The sequence below is a fragment of the Dyella marensis genome, from assembly GCF_049532885.1.
GTDB classification, from domain to species: Bacteria; Pseudomonadota; Gammaproteobacteria; order Xanthomonadales; family Rhodanobacteraceae; genus Dyella_D; species Dyella_D marensis.
The window spans coordinates 893222-911350 of the sequence record NZ_CP064029.1 but is presented as its reverse complement, the minus strand read 5'-3'; the positions used below and the strand labels follow the sequence as shown (position 1 = coordinate 911350).

Sequence of the window (18129 nt, the reverse complement as noted above, 5' to 3'; positions counted from 1 at the left end):
TGACACCTTGGTACCGGCGCCGCGGCTGGCCGCTGCGCCGGCCACCCGCCAGGCCCAGGGCCCGAAGGGCGACCGGGCCGGCAGCAGGATCTTTGCCCCACCACCGCCCCTGATCTTGCGGGCCGCTGCGCCTCGAGGCGCGCGGCCGCTCATTCAACGCTGCCGGTACGGACCCCAGGACGGTTCGCGCACGTCGCCATCGGCAAGCACGAGGCGCTGGCGAACCTGACCATCCGCCGAAACGGCATAAAGCACGCCGCGCCGTCCTTCGGTAGCGGCATACAGCAGCATGCTGGCGTTGGGCGCGAAGCTCGGGGACTCATCGATCGGGCCCGGCGAGAGCGGACGCACCTGCCCACCCAGACTGCGGTCCATGACCGCAATACGATACACGTTCCCGTTGCCCTGCACCATGGCGACCTGCTTGCCGTCGTAGCTGACGTCGGCGCTCAGGTTGTTCTGGCCCTGGAAGCTGATGCGGTTGGCGCCGCCGCCGGAAGCCGGCATCTGGTAGATCTGCGGGCGGCCCGAGCGGTCCGAGGTGAAGTAGATGCTCTGGCCGTCCGGCGACCACACCGGCTCGGTATTGATGGCCAGGCTCTTGGTCAGGCGGGTCTCCTGGCGGCTGGCCACGTCCATCACGTAGATCTCGGGGTTGCCCGAATAGGACAGGGACACCGCCAGCTTGGTGCCGTCCGGCGACCAGGCCGGGGCGCTGTTGATGCCGCGCGGACGAGCCGAGACCAGCTGGCGCTGGCCGGTGGTGATGTCCTGCACGTAGATGGCCGAGTTGCCGCTTTCGAACGAGACGTAGGCGATCTTCTTGCCGTCCGGCGACCAGTGCGGCGACAGCAGCGACTCGCGCGAGCGCGCCACCACCTGCGGGTTGAAGCCGTCCGAATCGGCCACGATCAGCGAGTACGTGGTGTTGTTGCCCAGGCCCACCGCGGTGATGTACGCGATGCGGGTCCAGAACGCGCCGCGCACGCCGGTGATCTTTTCGTAGATCTGGTCGGCGATCTGGTGGGCCACGCCGCGCAGGTCGCCGGCCGGGGCGGTGAAGGCCTGGGCCAGCAGGCTCTGCTGCTTGTTGACGTCCCACAGCTCGTACTCGACGCGCAGCATGCCGCCGCCGGCGTCGCTGATGCGGCCGATGGTGAGGAAGTCCTGCTTGAGCAGGCGCCAGGTCGGGAACTTGATGTCCGCGCCCTTGGACGGCGTCTCCACGATCTCGCTCTTGGCCAGCGAGCGGAACTTGCCCGAGCGGTTGAAATCGTTGCGGATCACGTCGGCCACGTCGGTGGGCAGCGGCGCGCCGCCGGCCTGGGCGAACGGCACCACCGCGATCGGCGTGGCGGTCTTGAGGCCACCGACGATGTCGACGTTGAGCGACTGGGCTGCGGCCTGGCCGGCGAAGAGACCGGACAAGGCCAGCAGGACGATGGCGAAAGCTGAGCTCAATTTGCGCATGGGCTTGGTCACTGCGGCCTGAAAGTGAAGTCGATATTGCGTTTGAACACGCTCTCGAACCCCTTGTAAGGCAGGGGCTGGGCGCGAAGGACGGCGTTCTCGATGGAGCGCTTGCCGGCCTCGTCGTAAGGACAGGAGGCATCGACTTTGGCACTCATCACGTCGCCGCCGGGCAATTGCACGATGTGCACGACGCACGGAGCGTTCGGCATGTTATCCGGGCGGAGCCAATTCTGAGTGACGGCGTTCTGAATCGCGGCTTGATACTGGGCCAGCAGGCTGTTGTCCGGGCCGTTCTGGCCGGTCTGGCGCTGGTCGGCGCGAGGCAGGTCGGCCTGGCCGTTGTCCTTGGCGTCCTTGATGTCTTCCAGCTGCTGCTTGGCCTGCTTAGCCTTGTTTTCCAGCTTCTGGCGCGCCTGGTCGGCCTTGTCCATCTGGGCGAACAGGTCGTCCAGCTTCTTCTTTTCTTCCTTCTGCTTGGCCGCCTGGGCGTCCAGCTCGGCCTGCCGCTGGCGCTGGCGCTCTTCCTGTTCGCGCTTGGCGTCCTCTGCCTTCTGCAGGGCGTCGGCCACCACTTTTTCCTGGTCCTTGATGTCCGGACGCTCGGGCGGCGGCGGCAAGGTCTTCACCACCGGGGCTTCCTGCGGCGGAGTCGGCGGCGTCACCGTGGGCGGCGGCGGCGTGGTGTCCGGGATCGGCTTGGCCTTGGTGGCCTTCGGCGGCGGCGCGCCGGTGGGGCCGATCAGGGTGGCTTCGATGATCTGGCCCGGCAGCGCGATCGGCTTCGGGCAGGCCAGCAGGTTGAGGCTGGGCGGCAGATGCAGGGTCTCGAACACTTCTTCGTAGAACGAGCAGGGCACGATGGCGAGGGCCAGAAAGCCCACCAGGCCCAGATGCAGGATGGCGGAAAGAACGACCGCCTTGGGCGTGCCTTTACGGTCGTCCATGCTTCCCGCTCGACTCGGGCTGGCTCATCAGGCCGATCTTCGACACGCCCGCTTCCTGCAGCACCGGCAGGATCAGATAGACCTTGCCGTAATTGGCCCGCTCGTCGCCGGCCACCAGCACCTGCAGGTCGGGGTTTTCCTTCTGGAACGCGGTGATCTTGGCCTTGAACTCCTCGGCGCTGACCGGCTCGCGCTTGGAGCCCTGCGAGCTGAGATAGATCTGGCCGCTCTCGTCGACCGAGACCACCACCGGGTCCTTCTTGTCCTGCAGCGACTTGGCCTGGGTCTGCGGCAGCTGGATGTCCACGCCGAGATTCATCATCGGCGCGGTCACCATGAAGATGATCAGCAGCACGAGCATCACGTCGATGTACGGCACGACGTTGATCTCGGACTTGAGCTTGAAGCGCTTGTGGCGCGCGGAACTACGCATGAGGAAGCCCTTAGAGCCTGTTCATGGTCTTCCCGTGCCCCGCGCCGGGATCGGTTTGCGCGCAGGGCAAGGAAGAGTGAAGGAGTGTACGTCCGTACACGACTGAGCGATGACGCCGCCATGCGGGCAAACCGACCCGGCGCGAAGGGTTGCCGTTGAGTGGCCGCCATGCGGCAGCGCGCGGCTTGGCCTGGCAGCCAGCCAGGCCGGCGCCGCGCACTACCACCTGACAGCCACTCAACGGCAACGCGGGGTACGGGAAGACCATGAGGCTCTCAGCTCAGGCCGCGTCGTCGGTCTGGATCTGGCGCTGCAGGACGGAGGAGAACTCCTCCTGGAACACCTCGTAGCGCGACGCCACCCGATCGACCTTGTTGGCGTAGCGGTTGTAGGCCCACACCGCCGGAATGGCGGCGAACAGGCCCATGGCGGTGGCGATCAGCGCCTCGGAGATGTGCGGCGCGACCACGGCGATGGTCACGTCCTTCATCTCGCCCAGGCCCTGGAACGCGCCCATGATGCCGATGACGGTGCCGAACAGGCCGACGTAGGGACTGATCGAACCGACGTTGGCGAGGAACTCCAGGTTGCGTTCCAGGCGGCCGATCTCGCGGGTGCCGGCCACGCGCATGGCGCGCTCGGTGCCCTCGATGACGATGCGCAGGTCGTGGGTGCGGCGCTGGCGCTGGCGGGCGAATTCGCGGAAGCCCGACTCGAACACCGTCTCCAGGCCGCCGTTGTTGCCGGCGCCGCGCCCGCTCACCTCGCGGAACAGCTGGGCCAGGTCGGCGCCGGACCAGAAGCGCTCCTCGAAGCTCTCCGCCTCGTCCATCGCGGACTTCAGCTGCTGGTGCTTGCGGATGATGATCACCCACGACAGGAAGGAGAACACCAGCAGCACCAGCATCACGGCCTGCACCAGGATGCTCGCTTCCGCGACGAGCTTGAAAATGTTCAATCCACCGTTCATTGCTTGAGCGTTCTCCGCCGCGGGTTACTTGATTGGGGGTAGGCCGGGGATCAGGCCGGCGGGGATCTGGGCCGGGCGCATGCGTTCCAGGTCCACGCATGCCACGCGCACCTGCGCGCGGATCAGCGTGGTGCCATCTGCCCGGCTGATCGTCTGGCCGAACAGGATACTGGCAGCGCGCCGTTCTTTGACTTCGACCGTTACGCTCAGTTCATCGTCCAGCACGGCGGCCTTGAGGAACTCGATGTGCAGGTCGCGCACCAGGAAGGCCAGTCCGGTGGCCGCCCGCACCGCCGACTGGTCCACGCCCTGCCCGCGCAGCCATTCGGTGCGGGCGCGCTCCAGGAAGCGCAGGTAGCTGGCGTGGTACACCACGCCGCCGGCGTCGGTGTCTTCCCAATAGACGCGGACCGGCCAGCGGAAGCTGCCCGGGTCGAAGGCCGGCGCGGCGTCAGACATCGGTATCGCCCGTGAACAGGTCGGCGGCCTGCGGCTGGCGCGGCGGCGGGGTCAGGCCCAGGTGGCGCCAGGCCTTGGCGCTGGCCATGCGGCCGCGCGCGGTGCGCACCAGGAAGCCCTGCTGGATCAGATACGGCTCGACCACGTCCTCCAGGGTGCCGCGGTCCTCGCTGAGCGCGGCGGCCAGGGACTCCACCCCGACCGGGCCGCCGTCGAAGTTCTCGACGATGGTGGCCAGCAGGCGCCGGTCCAGTTCGTCGAAGCCCTCGGCGTCCACCTTGAGCATGTCCATCGCGGCCTGGGCCGCGGCGCAGGTGATCTGGCCGCCCGCGCGCACTTCGGCATAGTCGCGCACGCGGCGCAGCAGGCGGTTGGCGATGCGCGGGGTACCGCGCGAGCGGCGCGCGATTTCCTGCGCGCCTTCCAGCTCACAGGGAATGCCCATGATGCGCGCCGAGCGGCGCACGATCGCGGTGAGCTCGTCCGGCGAATAGAACTCCAGCCGCTGCACGATGCCGAAGCGGTCGCGCAGCGGCGCGGTGAGCAGGCCGGCGCGGGTGGTGGCGCCGATCAGGGTGAACGGGGGCAGGTCCAGCTTGATCGAGCGGGCCGCGGGGCCTTCGCCGATCATGATGTCGATCTGGAAGTCTTCCATCGCCGGATACAGCACTTCCTCCACCACGGGGGACAGGCGATGGATCTCGTCGACGAACAGCACGTCGTGCGGTTCCAGGTTGGTCAGCAGCGCGGCCAGGTCGCCGGCGCGCTCCAGCACCGGGCCGGAGGTGGAGCGCACGTTGACGCCCAGCTCGTTGGCAATCACGTGCGACAAGGTGGTCTTGCCCAGGCCCGGCGGCCCGAAGATCAGCACGTGGTCCAGCGCGCCGCCGCGCTTGCGCGCCGCTTCGATATAGATGGAAAGCTGTTCGCGCACCGCCTGCTGGCCGAGGTATTCCGCCAGCCGCTTGGGGCGGATCGAAGCCTCCAGGGCCTCGTCGTCCAGCTGGGCGGCGGACGTGATGATGCGGTGATCGGCCATGGGGGTGGGAATAGGTCCGGGAACAGGCGGCAAGCGCGATTCGCCGGGCATTCTACCGGACGTAGGTTGGGGTGAGCGCAGCGAACCCCAACAGAACGGCCATCGGGCGAGGTCCGTTGGGGTTCGCCTGCGGCTCACCCCAACCTACGCCGAGACGGGGCTCAGATCTCGACCTGCGCGCCCAGCTCGATCAGCCGGTTGCCCGGGATCTGGAAGAAGGCCGTGGCCGGCAGCGCGTTGCGCGCCATGAAGGCGAACAGCTTGTCGCGCCACAGCGCCATGCCGGGGCGGCGCTCGTCGGCGATGATGGTTTCGCGCGACAGGAAGAAGGTGGTGTCCATCATGTCGAACGGCAGGCCCACCTTGGAGCAGCGCAGCAGCGCCTGCGGGATGTTCGGGTCCTCGGCGAAGCCGAAGCGCAGCCCCAGGCCGTAGAAGTTGCCGCCCAGCGGGGTGAGCTGCACGCGCTCGTCGTACTCGGCCACCGGCGTTTCCAGCATTTCCACCGTCAGCAGCACGTTGCGCTCGTGCAGCACCTTGTTGTGCTTGAGGTTGTGCAGCAGCGCATGCGGCACCGCGTGCTGGTTGGCGGTGAGGAACACCGCGGTGCCCGGCACGCGCAGCGGCGGATGCTCGCCCACGTTCTCGATGAAGGGCTCCAGCGCCAGGCCCGACTGCTTGATCTCGCGCACCACCAGCTCGCGGCCGCGGCGCCAGGTGGTCATCACCACGAACACCGCCACGCCCAGCACCAGCGGGAACCAGCCGCCGTACTCGATCTTGATCACGTTGGCGCTCAGGAACGACAGGTCGATGGTGAGCAGCAGCACGCCGGCCAGGATCACCGTCAGCCGGCTCCAGTGCCACTGATAGCGCGCCACCACCAGGGCCAGGATGGTGGTCACCGTCATGGTGCCGGTCACGGCGATGCCGTAGGCGGCGCTCAGGTTCTCCGAGCTGCGGAAGCCCAGCACCGCGATCAGCACCATCACCAGCAGGAAGGTGTTCACCCAGGGCACGAAGATCTGGCCGGACATCTCGCGCGAGGTGTGCACGATCGGCATGCGCATCGAATAACCCAGCGACATCGCCTCGCGGGTCATCGAGAACGCGCCGGAGATCACCGCCTGCGAGGCGATGACGGTGGCGATGGTGGCCAGGCCGATCATCGGATACAGCATGACCTTGGGCACCAGCTTGAAGAACGGGTTGTCGATGGCTTCCGGATGGTTGAGCAGCAGCGCGCCCTGGCCGAAGTAGTTCAGCACCAGGGCCGGCAGCACGAAGCCGAACCAGGCCATGCGGATCGGCTTCTTGCCGAAATGGCCCATGTCGGCGTACAGCGCCTCGGCGCCGGTCAGCGCCAGCACCACGCCGCCCAGGGCGATGAAGGCCTGCAAGCCGTGGCTCATGAAGAACTTCACGCCGTACATCGGGTTCAGCGCCAGCAGCACATGCGGATTGAGCGCGATCATCTGCACGCCCAGCCCGGCGATCACGATGAACCAGATCACCATCACCGGCCCGAACAGCTTGCCCACGCGCTCGGTGCCGTGGCGCTGCAGCGCGAACAGGAAGAACAGGATCACCACCGAGGTCACCGGCACCACCCAGTGCGGCAGGTCCGGCACGGCCACCTTCATACCCTCGACCGCCGACAGCACCGAGATCGCCGGGGTGATCACGCCGTCGCCGTAGAACAGCGCCGCGCCGAAGATGCCCAGGATGGCCAGGATCCAGCGCATGCGCGCATCGCCGCGCGAGCTGCGCAGGGCCAGCGCGAGCAGGGCCATGATGCCGCCTTCGCCCTTGTTGTCCGCGCGCATGATGAAGACCACGTACTTCAGCGAGACCACGATGATCTGCGCCCAGAAGATCAGCGACAGCACGCCGAAGATGCTCTCCGGCGTGGGCTTCATGCCGTCGTGGCTGAGCGTGGTCTGCAGCGTGTACAGCGGGCTGGTGCCGATGTCGCCGTACACCACGCCGATCGCGCCCAGCGCGAGGGCGGCGAGGCGCCGCTTGGTGTCGGCATCGACGCCGTGAAGGTTGTCCTGGCTCACGGGCTCAAGCTCCTAATGCGGCGCGCAGCGCCTTGCGGATGATGGCTTCGGCGTTGTCGCCGTCGGCGGCGACCTTCTGCACCAGCCGCGTGACTTCGGCGGGTTTGTAGCCGAGCTGCTGCAAGGCCACGGTGGCCTCGCCGGCGGGATCCAGCGGCGCCGCGCCCTTGCCGGCGGTGCCGGGCAGGCTCACCGCCAGGCCGTCCACGCGGTCGCGCAGCTCCACCACCATGCGCTCGGCGGTCTTCTTGCCGATGCCGGGGATCTTGGTCAGCGCCACCACGTCGCCGGCCTGCACCAGGCGCGCGAAGTCGTTGGTGGAAACGCCGGACAGCACGGACAGCGCGATCTTCGCGCCGATCCCGCTGACCTTCTGCAGATTGCGGAACAGCGCCCGCTCGGCCTCGTGCAGGAAACCGTACAGCGCGACGCTGTCCTCCTTCACCGCGTAGTGGGTGAGCAGGGTCACTTCCTTGCCGGTGGGCGGCAGGTCGTAGATGGTGGACATCGGCGCTTCCAGCTCGTAGCCGACGCCGCCGACTTCCACCAGCAGCCACGGCGGCTGCTTGGACACCAGCACCCCGCGCAGGCGGCCGATCATCGGCGCCTCCAGGCGGTGCGCGGAATGCCGACGCGGGCGAGGCTGGCGCGGGTGTGCGCGTGGGTGACGGCGATGGCCAGCGCATCCGCGGCATCCGCCTGCAAGGGGCCCTTGAGGCCGAGCAATACGCCGATCATGTGTTGCACCTGGGTCTTGTCGCCACGGCCGCTGCCGACCACCGACTGCTTCACTTCCGTCGCCGCATATTCGTGCACCGCGATTCCCCGGCTGACCACCGCGCAGATCGCGGCACCCCTCGCCTGCCCAAGCTTCAGCGCCGAATCGGCGTTGCGCGCCATGAACACGCGTTCGATGCCGCACTCCTCCGGACGATGCTCGCCGATGATGTCACACAGCTCGTCAAAGATGCGTTTCAGGCGCAGCGGAAAACTGGCTTCGCCGGCCACCGCCAGCGCGCCATGGAATACGTGCGAGAGCTTGCCGCCGCCGTCCACGTCGATGATGCCCACGCCGGTGCGCTGGCTGCCGGGGTCGATGCCGATGATGCGTGTCATGACCGCGGCGTTACGGATCGCGTGAATGCGTAAAGTCCGTAGCGGACCTTACGCATCCCCGGCCGGCAGCACGGCGTTGTGATAGACCTCGTCGACGTCGTCCAGGCCGTTCAAGCGCTCCAGCAGCTTCTCGAACTGCTCCAGCGCTTCGCCGGATGGAGTGACCAGCGGGCCGTTCGGACGCATCACCACGTCGGAGCTGTCCACCTCGAAACCCGCGCCGGCCAGCGCCTTGCGCATGGCTTCGACGGCGATCGGATCGGCGGCCAGCAGCACGTAGCCCACGCCGTTCTCGATCACGATGTCCTCGGCGTTGTTCTCGATCGCCGATTCTTCCAGCTTCGCTTCCAGCGCGGCGTCGCCGCCGGTGTGCACCACCACCTGGCCCACGCGGGTGAACTGGAACGCCACCGAGTTGGTGGTGCCCATGTTGCCGCCGTTCTTGTTGAGCGCGGCACGCACGTCGGCCACGGTGCGGGTCTGGTTGTCGGTGACGCAGTCGACGATCAGCGCGGTGCCGGCGGGGCCATAGCCCTCGTAGCGCACCTCGTGCATGTCCGCGCCGCCTTCGGCACCGGAGCCGCGCTTGATCGCGCGCTCGATGGTGTCCTTGGTCATGTTCGCCGCCAGCGCCTTGTCGACCGCCGCGCGCAGGCGCGGATTGGCCGCCGGGTCGGGCGCGCCGCCGCGCGTGGCGATGGTGATTTCGCGGATCAGCTTGGTGAACACCTTGGCGCGCTTGGCGTCTTCGGCGTTCTTGCGACCTTCGATGGACGGGCCTCTACCCATGACGTGTTCCTGGATGATGCGGGCGGAAAGTGGCGAATTTTATCCCTTCCGCATGGCGCGCTGGCAAGGCGGCCACTTCCGTGCCCCCGGCGATACCGCGCAAAGCGCGCCGTGGCGCGGCTTCTCAGGCCTGCTCGCGATCCGCCGGGACGCGGCCGAAATGGCCCTGGCGCAGGAAACCGGCGATCAGGCGTCCGGTTTCCACCGAAAACAGCAGGCCCGTATGGTTGGCTTCCACCACGCAGTGGTCGGCGATGCCGGGCAGGCGCGTTTCCTCCACCGCCACGCTGCCGTCGTGCTCGCCGTCGAACTGGCCCAGCACGTGGCCCAGGCCGAACGGACTGCGGCCGGCGATCACGCCCACTTCGCGCGCGCCGGTCCACTGGTCGAAACCGTCTTCCAGCAGGGCACGGTTATGCCCCAGCAGGGCACCCCCGCCGCGCCCGCCCAGGTTGGCGAACGCACGCGCCGCCGCACTGCCCTTGAGCGGGGAACCGAGGCAGACGATGCGCCCTTCCGGCAGGCCGCGATCGTCCAGGCAGGCGCGCAGCGCCAGCAGGCCGCCCAGGCTGTGGCCGACCAGGTGCACCGCACCGCCTTCCGGCGCCGCCTCGCGCATGCGCGCATGCAGGCGACCGATGGTCTGTTCCTGCGTCGCCGCCACGCTCATGTAGTCGAAGCGATGCACGCGAAAACCCGCTTCCATCAGGCGGCGATGCAGCATCAGCAGCGCGAAGCCGCGCATCCACAGGCCGTGCAGCAGGATTACGTGATCGGTCATCGGCGACAGCGCGGGTCCGCAAAAAGCCAGGCAACGATAGAACGGATCAGCCCTGAGGCGCTGACCCGCCCATCACACATCACGGTCATCACACATCAAAGCATGGGACCGCGAAAGCGCTCAGCCGTTCGCCGGCTCCGCCGCCACCTTCACGTGCAGCTCCTTGAGCTGCGCGTCCGGCACCAGCGAAGGCGCGTCGGTCATCAGGTCCTGCGCGCTGGTGGTCTTGGGGAAGGCGATCACGTCGCGGATCGACTCGGTGCCCGCCATCAGCGCCGCGATGCGGTCGATGCCGAAGGCCAGGCCGCCGTGCGGCGGCGCGCCGAACTTCAGCGCCTTGAGCAGGAAGCCGAACTTCGCTTCCGCCTCGTCCGCGCCGATGCCGAGCAGCTCGAACACCGCGCTCTGCATGTCCGGGCGATGGATACGGATGGAGCCGCCGCCGATCTCGGCGCCGTTCAGCACCATGTCGTAGCCGCGGCTCACCGCATTCGCCGCGTTGGCGCGCAGGTCGGCGATGTCGTCGACCTTCGGCGCGGTGAAGGGATGGTGGAGCGCGACGAAGCGCTGTGCTTCCTCGTCGTACTCGAACATCGGGAAGTCGGTGACCCACAGCGGCTTCCAGGCGTTTTCCACCAGGCCGCGGTCCTTGCCGAGCTTCAGGCGCAGCGCGCCCATGAAGTCGGTGACGGTCTTCCACTTGCCGGCGCCGACGAACACGATGTCGCCGCTCTGCGCGCCGGTGGCCTTGAGCAATGCATCGAGCGCGGCGTCGTCGAGGAACTTCGCCACCGGCGAATTGATGCCGTCGCGGCCCTTGGCCAGGTCGTCCACCTTCAGCCAGGCCAGGCCCTTGGCGCCGTACCGGGCCACGTATTCGGTGAGCTGGTCGATCTCCTTGCGGCTCAGGCCCGCGCCTTCCGGCAGGCGCAGCGCGGCGACGCGGCCGGCCGGGTCGTTGGCCGGTTCGGCGAAGACCTTGAATTCCACGTGCTTGAGCGCGTCGGCGACGTCGGCCAGTTCCAGCGCGATGCGCAGGTCCGGCTTGTCCGAACCGAAGCGGCGCATGGCTTCGGCCCAGGTCATGCGCGGGAAGGCAGCGTCCAGTTCCACGCCCTGCACTTCCTTGAACACGTGGCGGATCAGCTCCTCCACGAAGTCCTGCACGTCCTTTTCTTCGACGAAGGCGAATTCCAGGTCGAGCTGGGTGAATTCCGGCTGGCGGTCGGCGCGCAGGTCTTCGTCGCGGAAGCAGCGGGCGATCTGATAGTAGCGGTCGAAGCCGGCCATCATCAGGATCTGCTTGAACAGCTGCGGCGACTGCGGCAGCGCGTAGAACTGGCCCGCATGCACGCGGCTGGGCACCAGGTAGTCGCGCGCGCCTTCCGGCGTGGCCTTGGTCAGGATCGGCGTCTCGATGTCCTGGAAGCCGCGCGCATCCAGATAGCGGCGCAGCGCCTGCACCAGCTTGATGCGGGTGCGCATCATGCGCTGCATCTCGGGGCGGCGCAGGTCGAGGTAGCGGTAGGTCATCCGCATGTCCTCGTTGGGATTCTCGTGCAGCGCGAACGGCAGGTCCTTCGCGGCGTTGAGGATCTCCACCTTATGGGCCAGCAGCTCGACCGTGCCGGTCTTGAGCTTGTCGTTGGCCGCCAGGCGCTTGCGGATGGTGCCGGTCACGCGCAGGCAGTACTCGTAGCCGATCTGACCGGCCACCGCGAACGCATCGGCATTGTCCTTGTCCACCACCACCTGGGCGATGCCCTCGTGGTCGCGCAGGTCGACGAAGGCGACGTGGCTCTGCAGGCGGATGGTGTTGACCCAGCCGCACAGGGTGACGGTCTGGCCGACCAGGGCCTCGTCGATGAGGCCGCAGTAATGCGTGCGCATGCGCTTGGAACTCCGGGCCGCCCGGGGCGGCGTGAGACGTGGAAAAGACCGGGAATGGTAGCAGGGCCGGCCGCGCGCCCAAAGGAAAGGGCCGGGCCCCGCTCGCGCGAAGCCCGGCCCTCGATCATGCGGACTTACCAGCGGCGATCGATCTGGAAGATGCCGCGGCAGCCGTCGTCCACCCACACGCCGCGGCGATCCCAGCCCCAGGTATCGCCTTCGCGGCAAGGCGAGTCGGACAGGCGGCGCACCAGGCGGACCCGGCCGCCGCGCCCCAGATCCACCGGGCAGTACTGGCGGCGGCCACCGTTGCTGTCGCAGCGCACCTGGGCGGAATCGTCGCCCCAGCCCGGGCGGTCGTCGCCCCAGCCGGGACGGTCGCCACCCCAGCCGCCGCCCCAGCCACCGCCGCGCGCCGGTTCGAAGATGGCGCGGCAGCCGCGGTCGACCCACACGCTGCCGCGGTCGTTGCCCCAGGTCTGGCCATAGACGCAGCGGGTATCCGACAGCTGCCGGGCCAGCTGCGAGGCCGGCCACGGCGTGCGGCAGCGGGTGAAACGCCCGTCGTTGCTGGAACAGCCGATCGAACCCTGGTCCCACTGGGCATGCGCGGTCGGCGCCGCCATGGAAGCCATTCCCGCGGCCAGTACCACGGCCGCCCACATCCCCTTGCCGATCGCGCTCATCTTGATGTCCACCCGGTGTTGAAGGTGGCGCCAAGCTACCGCAGGCAGGGCAACCGCACTTGAATATTTTGCGATCCGATCGCCGGAAATTTCGAGGCAGGCGGCGGCGGTTCAGTCGCTGCTGGCGGGGGCCGGCGCGGGTGCGGGGGCGGGCGCCGCCGCCGCCGGGGCAGCCGCGGCATTGTCCCCGGCCAGATTGCGCTTCTTGTCGCCGTCCTTCTTGAAGTCGGTCTCGTACCAGCCGCCGCCGGCCAGGCGGAATTGGGGCGCGCTCAGGCGGCGGTGGACGGTGCCATCCGCCGCGCACTGCGGGCAGGCGCTGGGGTCGGCGTCGGACATCTTCTGCAGGCGGTCGAAACGATGGCCGCAGCCGCCGCATTCGAATTCATAGATAGGCATGGTGGCTCCGTATTCCGGGCCGGCGCGGACGCCGGCAGGCCGTCATTATCGAGACGAATGGCAGGATTTCAATGTCCGGCGCGGGCGTGCATGCTGGCCCCAAGGGGGAGGCGACGGCCTCTTTCCGCCGCCCGCGCCAACGGGACATGCGGATGGTATGGACGTCTAGACGGCTATTGACGAAGCGCCGACGCGGGGTCTAGCCTGCATTGACGCGTCGCAACAAACCATATCGAAGAAGGGAACTCAGATGCATCAGCGATACAGCACGCTCGCGTCCGCCCTGCTGCTGGCCCTGTCCGCCAGCGCCGCCGCGCAGGACGCCGCGCCCGCGGCCAGCACCGACAAGGCCAAAAACCTCAGCACGGTGATCGTCACCGGCACGCGCGTCGACAACCGCACCGAAAGCAGCTCGCTCACGCCGATCGACGTGGTCTCGGCCAAGGTGCTGCAGCAGACCGGCACTACCGAGCTCTCCACCGCGCTGTCGCGCATCATCCCCTCGCTCACCTTCCCGCGCCCCGCCGCCGCCGATACCGCCGATTCGCAGCGCCCCGCGCAGCTGCGCGGCCTGTCGCCCGACCAGGTGCTGGTGCTGGTGAACGGCAAGCGCTGGCATCCCGGCGCCATCCTGCTGACCAACGGCGTGCTCGGCCGCGGCTCGCAGGCGGTGGACCTCAACACCATCCCGATGGCGGCGATCGACCATATCGAAGTGCTGCGCGACGGTGCTTCCGCGCAGTACGGCTCCGACGCCATCGCCGGCGTGATCAATATCGTGCTCAAGGGCGGCGCCGACGGCGGCGCGGTGGAACTGAGCGGCGGCCAGTATTCGGCGGGCGACGGCCGGCAATGGAAAGGCTCGGCCAGCTTCGGCCTGCCGCTGAACCACGACCAGGGCTGGCTGCGCTTCACCCTGCAGGACGGCCACCAGGACTACAGCAACCGCGCCGGCCCCAACCGCACCCGCGCCTGGGAAGGCACCACCCAGCGCTACGGCGATCCGGAAGTGGGCGACCACAACCTGTTCCTCAACGGCCAGTACAAGCTCGGCGAATCGGCGGAGCTTTACACCTTCGGCCACATCGGCAAGCGCGACAGCACCTCGCCGGCATTCTTCCGCAACCTGGCCAACAGCAACTCGGTGCCGTCGCTTTACCCGAACGGCTACCTGCCGCTGGAGAACGCCGACTCGCTCGACCAGTCCCTGGTGCTGGGCGTGCGCGGCAAGACCGCCGGCGGCTGGCGCTGGGACGTCAGCGCCAACTACGGCGGCAACCGCGTGTCGTACGCCACCAACAACAGCGTGAACCGCGCCTTCCTGCACGACTTCGGCAGCAGCCCCACCAGCTTCCACGACGGCATCCTGTCGGCCTCGCAGCAGGCCTTCGACGTGGACCTGGCCAAGGAGTTCTCCACCGGCTGGCTGCCCAATCCGGTGACGCTCGCCTTCGGCGCCGAATACCTGCGCCAGACCTACAAGATCGACGCCGGCGATCTGGCCTCGTACTACACCGGCACCTCGGGCACATCCGGCGGCGCGCAGGGTTTCGGCGGCTTCCAGCCGGCCAATGCCGGTTCGCATGCGCGCCACGACGTGGCCGAATACGTCAGCCTGGAAACCAACCTCACCGACAAGCTCGGCGCCTCGCTGGCCGGACGCCACGAGCACTACAGCGATTTCGGCAACACCACTTCCGGCGCGCTGGCGCTGCGCTACGACTTCACCGACCGCTTCGCCCTGCGCGGCAGCGCCTCCACCGGCTTCCGCGCGCCGTCGCTGGCGCAGCAGAACTACTCGTACGTGTCCTCGCTGTTCTTCGGCGCCGGCAATTCGCTGGGCCTGCCGCAGGGCATCTACAACACCGGCATCGTGCCGGCCACCAGCAAGGTGGCCACCCTGCTGGGCGGCGAGCCGCTGAAGCCGGAGAAGTCGCGCAACCTCACCGTGGGTGCGGTGTGGAATCCGATCGATCCGCTGAACCTCAGCATCGACGTGTACCAGATCAAGATCGACAACCGCATCGTGCTGTCCAGCAACCTGGCCACCAGCTCGGCCACGGTGCACAACTACCTGGTGGCCAACGGCGTCACCGATCTCAACTACAGCGGCATCGCCTACTTCACCAATGCGGTGAACACGCGCACGCGCGGCGTGGACCTGGTCGGCAGCTATCTGTTCGACTTCGGCAACGCCGGCACCCTGCAGGCCACGCTCAGCTACAACTACAACAAGAACAAGGTCACCGACCTCAAGGCCAATCCCGCCGCGCTCAACGCGCTGGGCCTCAACCTCAAGCGCATCGACCGCCGCGACCAGTACGGCCTGCTGGCCGACACCACGCCGCGCAGCAAGCTGATTCTCAGCGGCCTGTACAGCGTGGACCGCTGGAGCCTGAGCGGCGCGCTGACCCGCTACGGCAGCTTTATTTCCTACAACTCCACCACCGCCACGCTGGACCAGAAGTTCGACAGCAAGTGGCTGCTCGACCTGGCGGTCAACTACAACCTCGACCGCTGGACCTTCACCCTGGGCGCGGACAACGTGTTCAACACCTATCCGGACCGGGTGATCCCCGCCAACGACAACAACGGCACCCTGCCCTACTCGGTGTTCTCGCCGTTCGGCTTCAACGGTGCGTATGTGTACGGGAAGCTCGCCTACCGCTGGTAACCCGCTCTTGCAGGTTGGGGTGAGCCGCAGGCAAACCCCAACCATGCGAGGCGTCTGAGGTTGGCCATGTTGGGGTTCGCCTGCGGCTCACCCCAACCTAGGCCGTTGCCGCGGCGAGCAGCACCGCGGCTTCGGTCAGTTCCGCCAGGGCGCCGCAGGTGTCGCCGGTCATGCCGCCCAGGCGCCGCAGGCAGGCGCGGCGCCACAGCGCGAACAGCGCGATGGCGACGAGCAGCGAGGCGATGCCGCGACGTCCGGCGCAAGCGCATCCCGCGGCCACCAGCATCAAAACGACTAGGTCGATCGCGCGCGACGAACCGGCCAGCCCCTCGCCCAGGCCGCCCGCGCGCACATAAGGCACGAACAGGAACGCCGCCACCAGCGCGGCGCGCGCCAGCAGCGGCGCAAGCAGCAGGCCCGGCCACGCCGGCGCGCTCGCCAGTGCGGCGAACTTCAGCAGCAAGGTCAGCACCAGCGCGACCACGCCCATCGGACCGCAATTCGGATCCTTCATGATCGCCAGCGTGCGCGCGCGGTCGCCGATGCCGCCCACCCACGCGTCCGCGCTGTCGGCCAGGCCGTCCAGATGCAGCGCACCGGTCAAGGCCACCCATGCCGCCAGGATCACCGCGGCCGACAGCAGCGGCGGCCAGCCATGGATCGCCCACGCCAGCAGGTAAAGCAAGGCGCCGATCAGCACGCCCACCAGCGGATACCAGGGCAGCGAACGCACGCGCGCGTCCGCATCGCCGAACACGGCGTGCGGCACCGGAATGCGCGTGAGAAAACCGATGGCCACCAGCAGGCCGCGCATCACGCGTCCGCCTCCACGCGCCACGGCAAGCGGTGCAGCGAAGCATGCGGCACGTCGATATTCGCCATCTCGCCGAAATCGCGCCCTTCCGCGCGACAACGCAACAGGCGGATCGCGCCGCCGTGCGTCACCACCAGCACGTCGCGTCCGTGCGCTTCGGCGGCGACATCGTCCAGCGCCGCGCCAAGCCGCGCATGGAACTGCGCGAACGTCTCCGCCTGCGGCGGCGGATGCGCCACCGGGTCGGCCCAGAACTTGGCCAGCGCCTCGCCCTGCGTTTCCGCCAGCGTCTCGATCGGCACGCCCTGCCAGGCGCCGAAGTGATATTCGGCCAGGCGCGGATCGATGCGCAGCGGCAACTCGCGCGCCGCCGCCAGTTCGCGCGCGAAATCCGCGCAGCGCCGCAGCGGCGAGGAAACGACCATGGCCCATGCGCGCTGCGCCACCGCCGCGCGCAGCTGCGCCCAGCCCAGCTCGCTCAGCGGATCGTCGAGCTGGCCGCGATAGCTGCGCTGCCCGGTATCGCCATGGCGCAGCAGGTCGATGCTCATGCCTGCGCCACTCCCGCCTCGGCAAACGTCGCCATGTCCGCATGCAACGCGCAGGCCAGCCGCAGCAGCGGCACCGCTACCGCGGCGCCGCTGGCTTCGCCCAGGCGCAGCTGCAGGTCGAGCAGCGGTTCGGCCTCCAGAGCTTCGAGCAGGCGTGCATGGCCGCGTTCCTGCGAGCGGTGCGAGAACAGCATCCAGGGACGGCAGGCCGGCTGCAGGCGCGCCGCCACCAAGGCCGCGGCGCTGGTGATAAAGCCGTCCACCAGCACCGGCATGCCGCGCTGGGCGGCGGCTATGTAGGCACCTGCCAGCGCGGCCAGCTCGAAGCCGCCGACGCAACGCAGCCAGGCGATCGGCGCAGCCGCTTCACCATGCAAGGCGAGCGCCCGCTGCACCGCCGCGGCCTTGCGCGCGACACCGGCTTCATCGAGTCCCGTCCCCGCACCGGCCAGCGCATCGGGCGCTTCGCCGAGCAAGGCGCAAGCCAGCGCCGTGGCAGCGGTGGTGTTGCCGATGCCCATCTCGCCGCCGATAAACAGCTGGGCGCCCGCTTCATCGGCGAGCCGCACGCTCTGCGCACCTGCCTGCAAAGCCAGCGCGAGCTGCGCGGTCGACATCGCCTCGCCCCGCGCAAAGTTCGCCGTCTGCGCGGCAATCCACGCGCGCCGCACGCCGGGCAGCTCGCCCACATCGTTGACCGTGCCCAGGTTCACCACTTCCAGCGAAGCGCCCAGCTCGCGCGCCAGCACGCTGATCGCCGCGCCGCCCTGCGCGAAGTTCGCCACCATCGCGCCGGTCACCGCCTGCGGGAAGGCCGACACGCCTTCCTCCGCCACGCCGTGGTCCGCCGCGAACACGCTGATCCACACTTTTTCCAGCGACGGCTTCACCGCGCCCTGCAAGGCCGCCAGCTGCACCGCCGCGTTTTCCAGCGCGCCCAGCGAACCCGGCGGCTTGGTCAGTTGCGCCTGTCGTTCCAGCGCGGCCACGGCCGCCACCGCATCGGGCGCGCGGCAAGGCAGGTCCAGCCAATCGAGAGTTTCCATGG

General features: G+C 68.5%; 18 protein-coding genes. 1 reads left to right on the top strand and 17 read right to left on the bottom strand.

Annotated features, from left to right (window positions below; genetic code table 11):
- Positions 1 to 153: 153 nt before the first annotated feature.
- The 14 genes from tolB to ISN75_RS03835 all read right to left on the bottom strand — a co-directional run bounded on the left by tolB (position 154) and on the right by ISN75_RS03835 (position 13042).
- Positions 154 to 1470, bottom strand: coding sequence for a Tol-Pal system beta propeller repeat protein TolB (gene tolB / locus ISN75_RS03900; protein ID WP_167252379.1), 1317 nt, complete (start codon positions 1468 to 1470; stop codon positions 154 to 156).
- Between the two features lie 8 nt (positions 1471 to 1478).
- A complete protein-coding gene (locus ISN75_RS03895; protein WP_167252380.1) occupies positions 1479 to 2417 on the bottom strand; it encodes a cell envelope integrity protein TolA in 939 nt (312 codons plus the stop codon).
- Positions 2404 to 2850 carry a protein TolR gene (gene tolR / locus ISN75_RS03890; protein ID WP_167252381.1) on the bottom strand — a complete coding sequence of 149 codons (447 nt, stop codon included), beginning with the start codon at positions 2848 to 2850 and terminating at the stop codon, positions 2404 to 2406. Before tolR ends, ISN75_RS03895 begins: the two co-directional genes overlap by 14 nt.
- A 280-nt stretch (positions 2851 to 3130) precedes the next feature.
- Positions 3131 to 3820: a protein TolQ gene (gene tolQ / locus ISN75_RS03885; RefSeq protein WP_167252382.1), complete on the bottom strand. Its 690-nt coding sequence runs from the start codon at positions 3818 to 3820 to the stop codon at positions 3131 to 3133.
- Between the two features lie 24 nt (positions 3821 to 3844).
- Positions 3845 to 4279 (bottom strand): tol-pal system-associated acyl-CoA thioesterase, encoded by a 435-nt coding sequence (gene ybgC, locus ISN75_RS03880; protein WP_167252383.1) that lies wholly within the window; start codon positions 4277 to 4279, stop codon positions 3845 to 3847.
- Complete coding sequence (gene ruvB / locus ISN75_RS03875; RefSeq protein WP_167252384.1) at positions 4272 to 5318, bottom strand: Holliday junction branch migration DNA helicase RuvB; 1047 nt, start codon at positions 5316 to 5318, stop codon at positions 4272 to 4274. The genes ybgC and ruvB overlap by 8 nt, the downstream gene beginning before the upstream one ends.
- Before the next feature lie 161 nt (positions 5319 to 5479).
- Positions 5480 to 7381: a potassium transporter Kup gene (locus tag ISN75_RS03870; RefSeq protein ID WP_343819357.1), complete on the bottom strand. Its 1902-nt coding sequence runs from the start codon at positions 7379 to 7381 to the stop codon at positions 5480 to 5482.
- Positions 7382 to 7385: 4 nt separating this feature from the next.
- The gene (gene ruvA / locus ISN75_RS03865) at positions 7386 to 7982 is read right to left on the bottom strand and encodes a Holliday junction branch migration protein RuvA (protein ID WP_167252386.1); all 597 of its coding nucleotides are present in this window, start codon (positions 7980 to 7982) and stop codon (positions 7386 to 7388) included.
- Complete coding sequence (gene ruvC / locus ISN75_RS03860) at positions 7979 to 8497, bottom strand: crossover junction endodeoxyribonuclease RuvC (protein ID WP_167252387.1); 519 nt, start codon at positions 8495 to 8497, stop codon at positions 7979 to 7981. The genes ruvA and ruvC overlap by 4 nt, the downstream gene beginning before the upstream one ends.
- Positions 8498 to 8545: 48 nt before the next feature.
- Positions 8546 to 9286, bottom strand: a complete 741-nt coding sequence (locus ISN75_RS03855; protein WP_167252388.1) for a YebC/PmpR family DNA-binding transcriptional regulator — start codon at positions 9284 to 9286, stop codon at positions 8546 to 8548.
- A gap of 124 nt (positions 9287 to 9410) precedes the next feature.
- On the bottom strand, positions 9411 to 10067 hold the full coding sequence (locus tag ISN75_RS03850; RefSeq protein WP_343819358.1) for an alpha/beta hydrolase: 657 nt from the start codon (positions 10065 to 10067) through the stop codon (positions 9411 to 9413).
- A 120-nt stretch (positions 10068 to 10187) separates the two neighbouring features.
- On the bottom strand, positions 10188 to 11957 hold the full coding sequence (gene aspS / locus ISN75_RS03845) for an aspartate--tRNA ligase (protein ID WP_343819359.1): 1770 nt from the start codon (positions 11955 to 11957) through the stop codon (positions 10188 to 10190).
- 134 nt (positions 11958 to 12091) lie between these two features.
- Entirely contained in the window at positions 12092 to 12643 is a 552-nt protein-coding gene (locus ISN75_RS03840; RefSeq protein WP_167252391.1) for a DUF3011 domain-containing protein, read from the bottom strand.
- Between the two features lie 111 nt (positions 12644 to 12754).
- Positions 12755 to 13042, bottom strand: a complete 288-nt coding sequence (locus tag ISN75_RS03835) for a zinc ribbon domain-containing protein (RefSeq protein WP_343819360.1) — start codon at positions 13040 to 13042, stop codon at positions 12755 to 12757.
- 250 nt (positions 13043 to 13292) lie between these two features.
- On the opposite strand from ISN75_RS03835, the gene ISN75_RS03830 reads away from it, so the two are divergent.
- Positions 13293 to 15716 carry a TonB-dependent receptor gene (locus tag ISN75_RS03830; RefSeq protein WP_343819361.1) on the top strand — a complete coding sequence of 808 codons (2424 nt, stop codon included), beginning with the start codon at positions 13293 to 13295 and terminating at the stop codon, positions 15714 to 15716.
- A 97-nt stretch (positions 15717 to 15813) separates the two neighbouring features.
- On the opposite strand, the gene ISN75_RS03825 is transcribed toward ISN75_RS03830, so the two are convergent.
- From ISN75_RS03825 to cobT, 3 genes are read right to left on the bottom strand one after another with little or no spacing between them, the layout of a single operon-like run.
- Positions 15814 to 16533, bottom strand: a complete 720-nt coding sequence (locus ISN75_RS03825; RefSeq protein ID WP_167252394.1) for an adenosylcobinamide-GDP ribazoletransferase — start codon at positions 16531 to 16533, stop codon at positions 15814 to 15816.
- Entirely contained in the window at positions 16530 to 17081 is a 552-nt protein-coding gene (locus tag ISN75_RS03820; RefSeq protein WP_167252395.1) for a histidine phosphatase family protein, read from the bottom strand. The genes ISN75_RS03825 and ISN75_RS03820 overlap by 4 nt, the downstream gene beginning before the upstream one ends.
- Positions 17078 to 18127, bottom strand: coding sequence for a nicotinate-nucleotide--dimethylbenzimidazole phosphoribosyltransferase (gene cobT / locus ISN75_RS03815; RefSeq protein WP_343819577.1), 1050 nt, complete (start codon positions 18125 to 18127; stop codon positions 17078 to 17080). The genes ISN75_RS03820 and cobT overlap by 4 nt, the downstream gene beginning before the upstream one ends.
- Between the last annotated feature and the right edge of the window lie 2 nt (positions 18128 to 18129).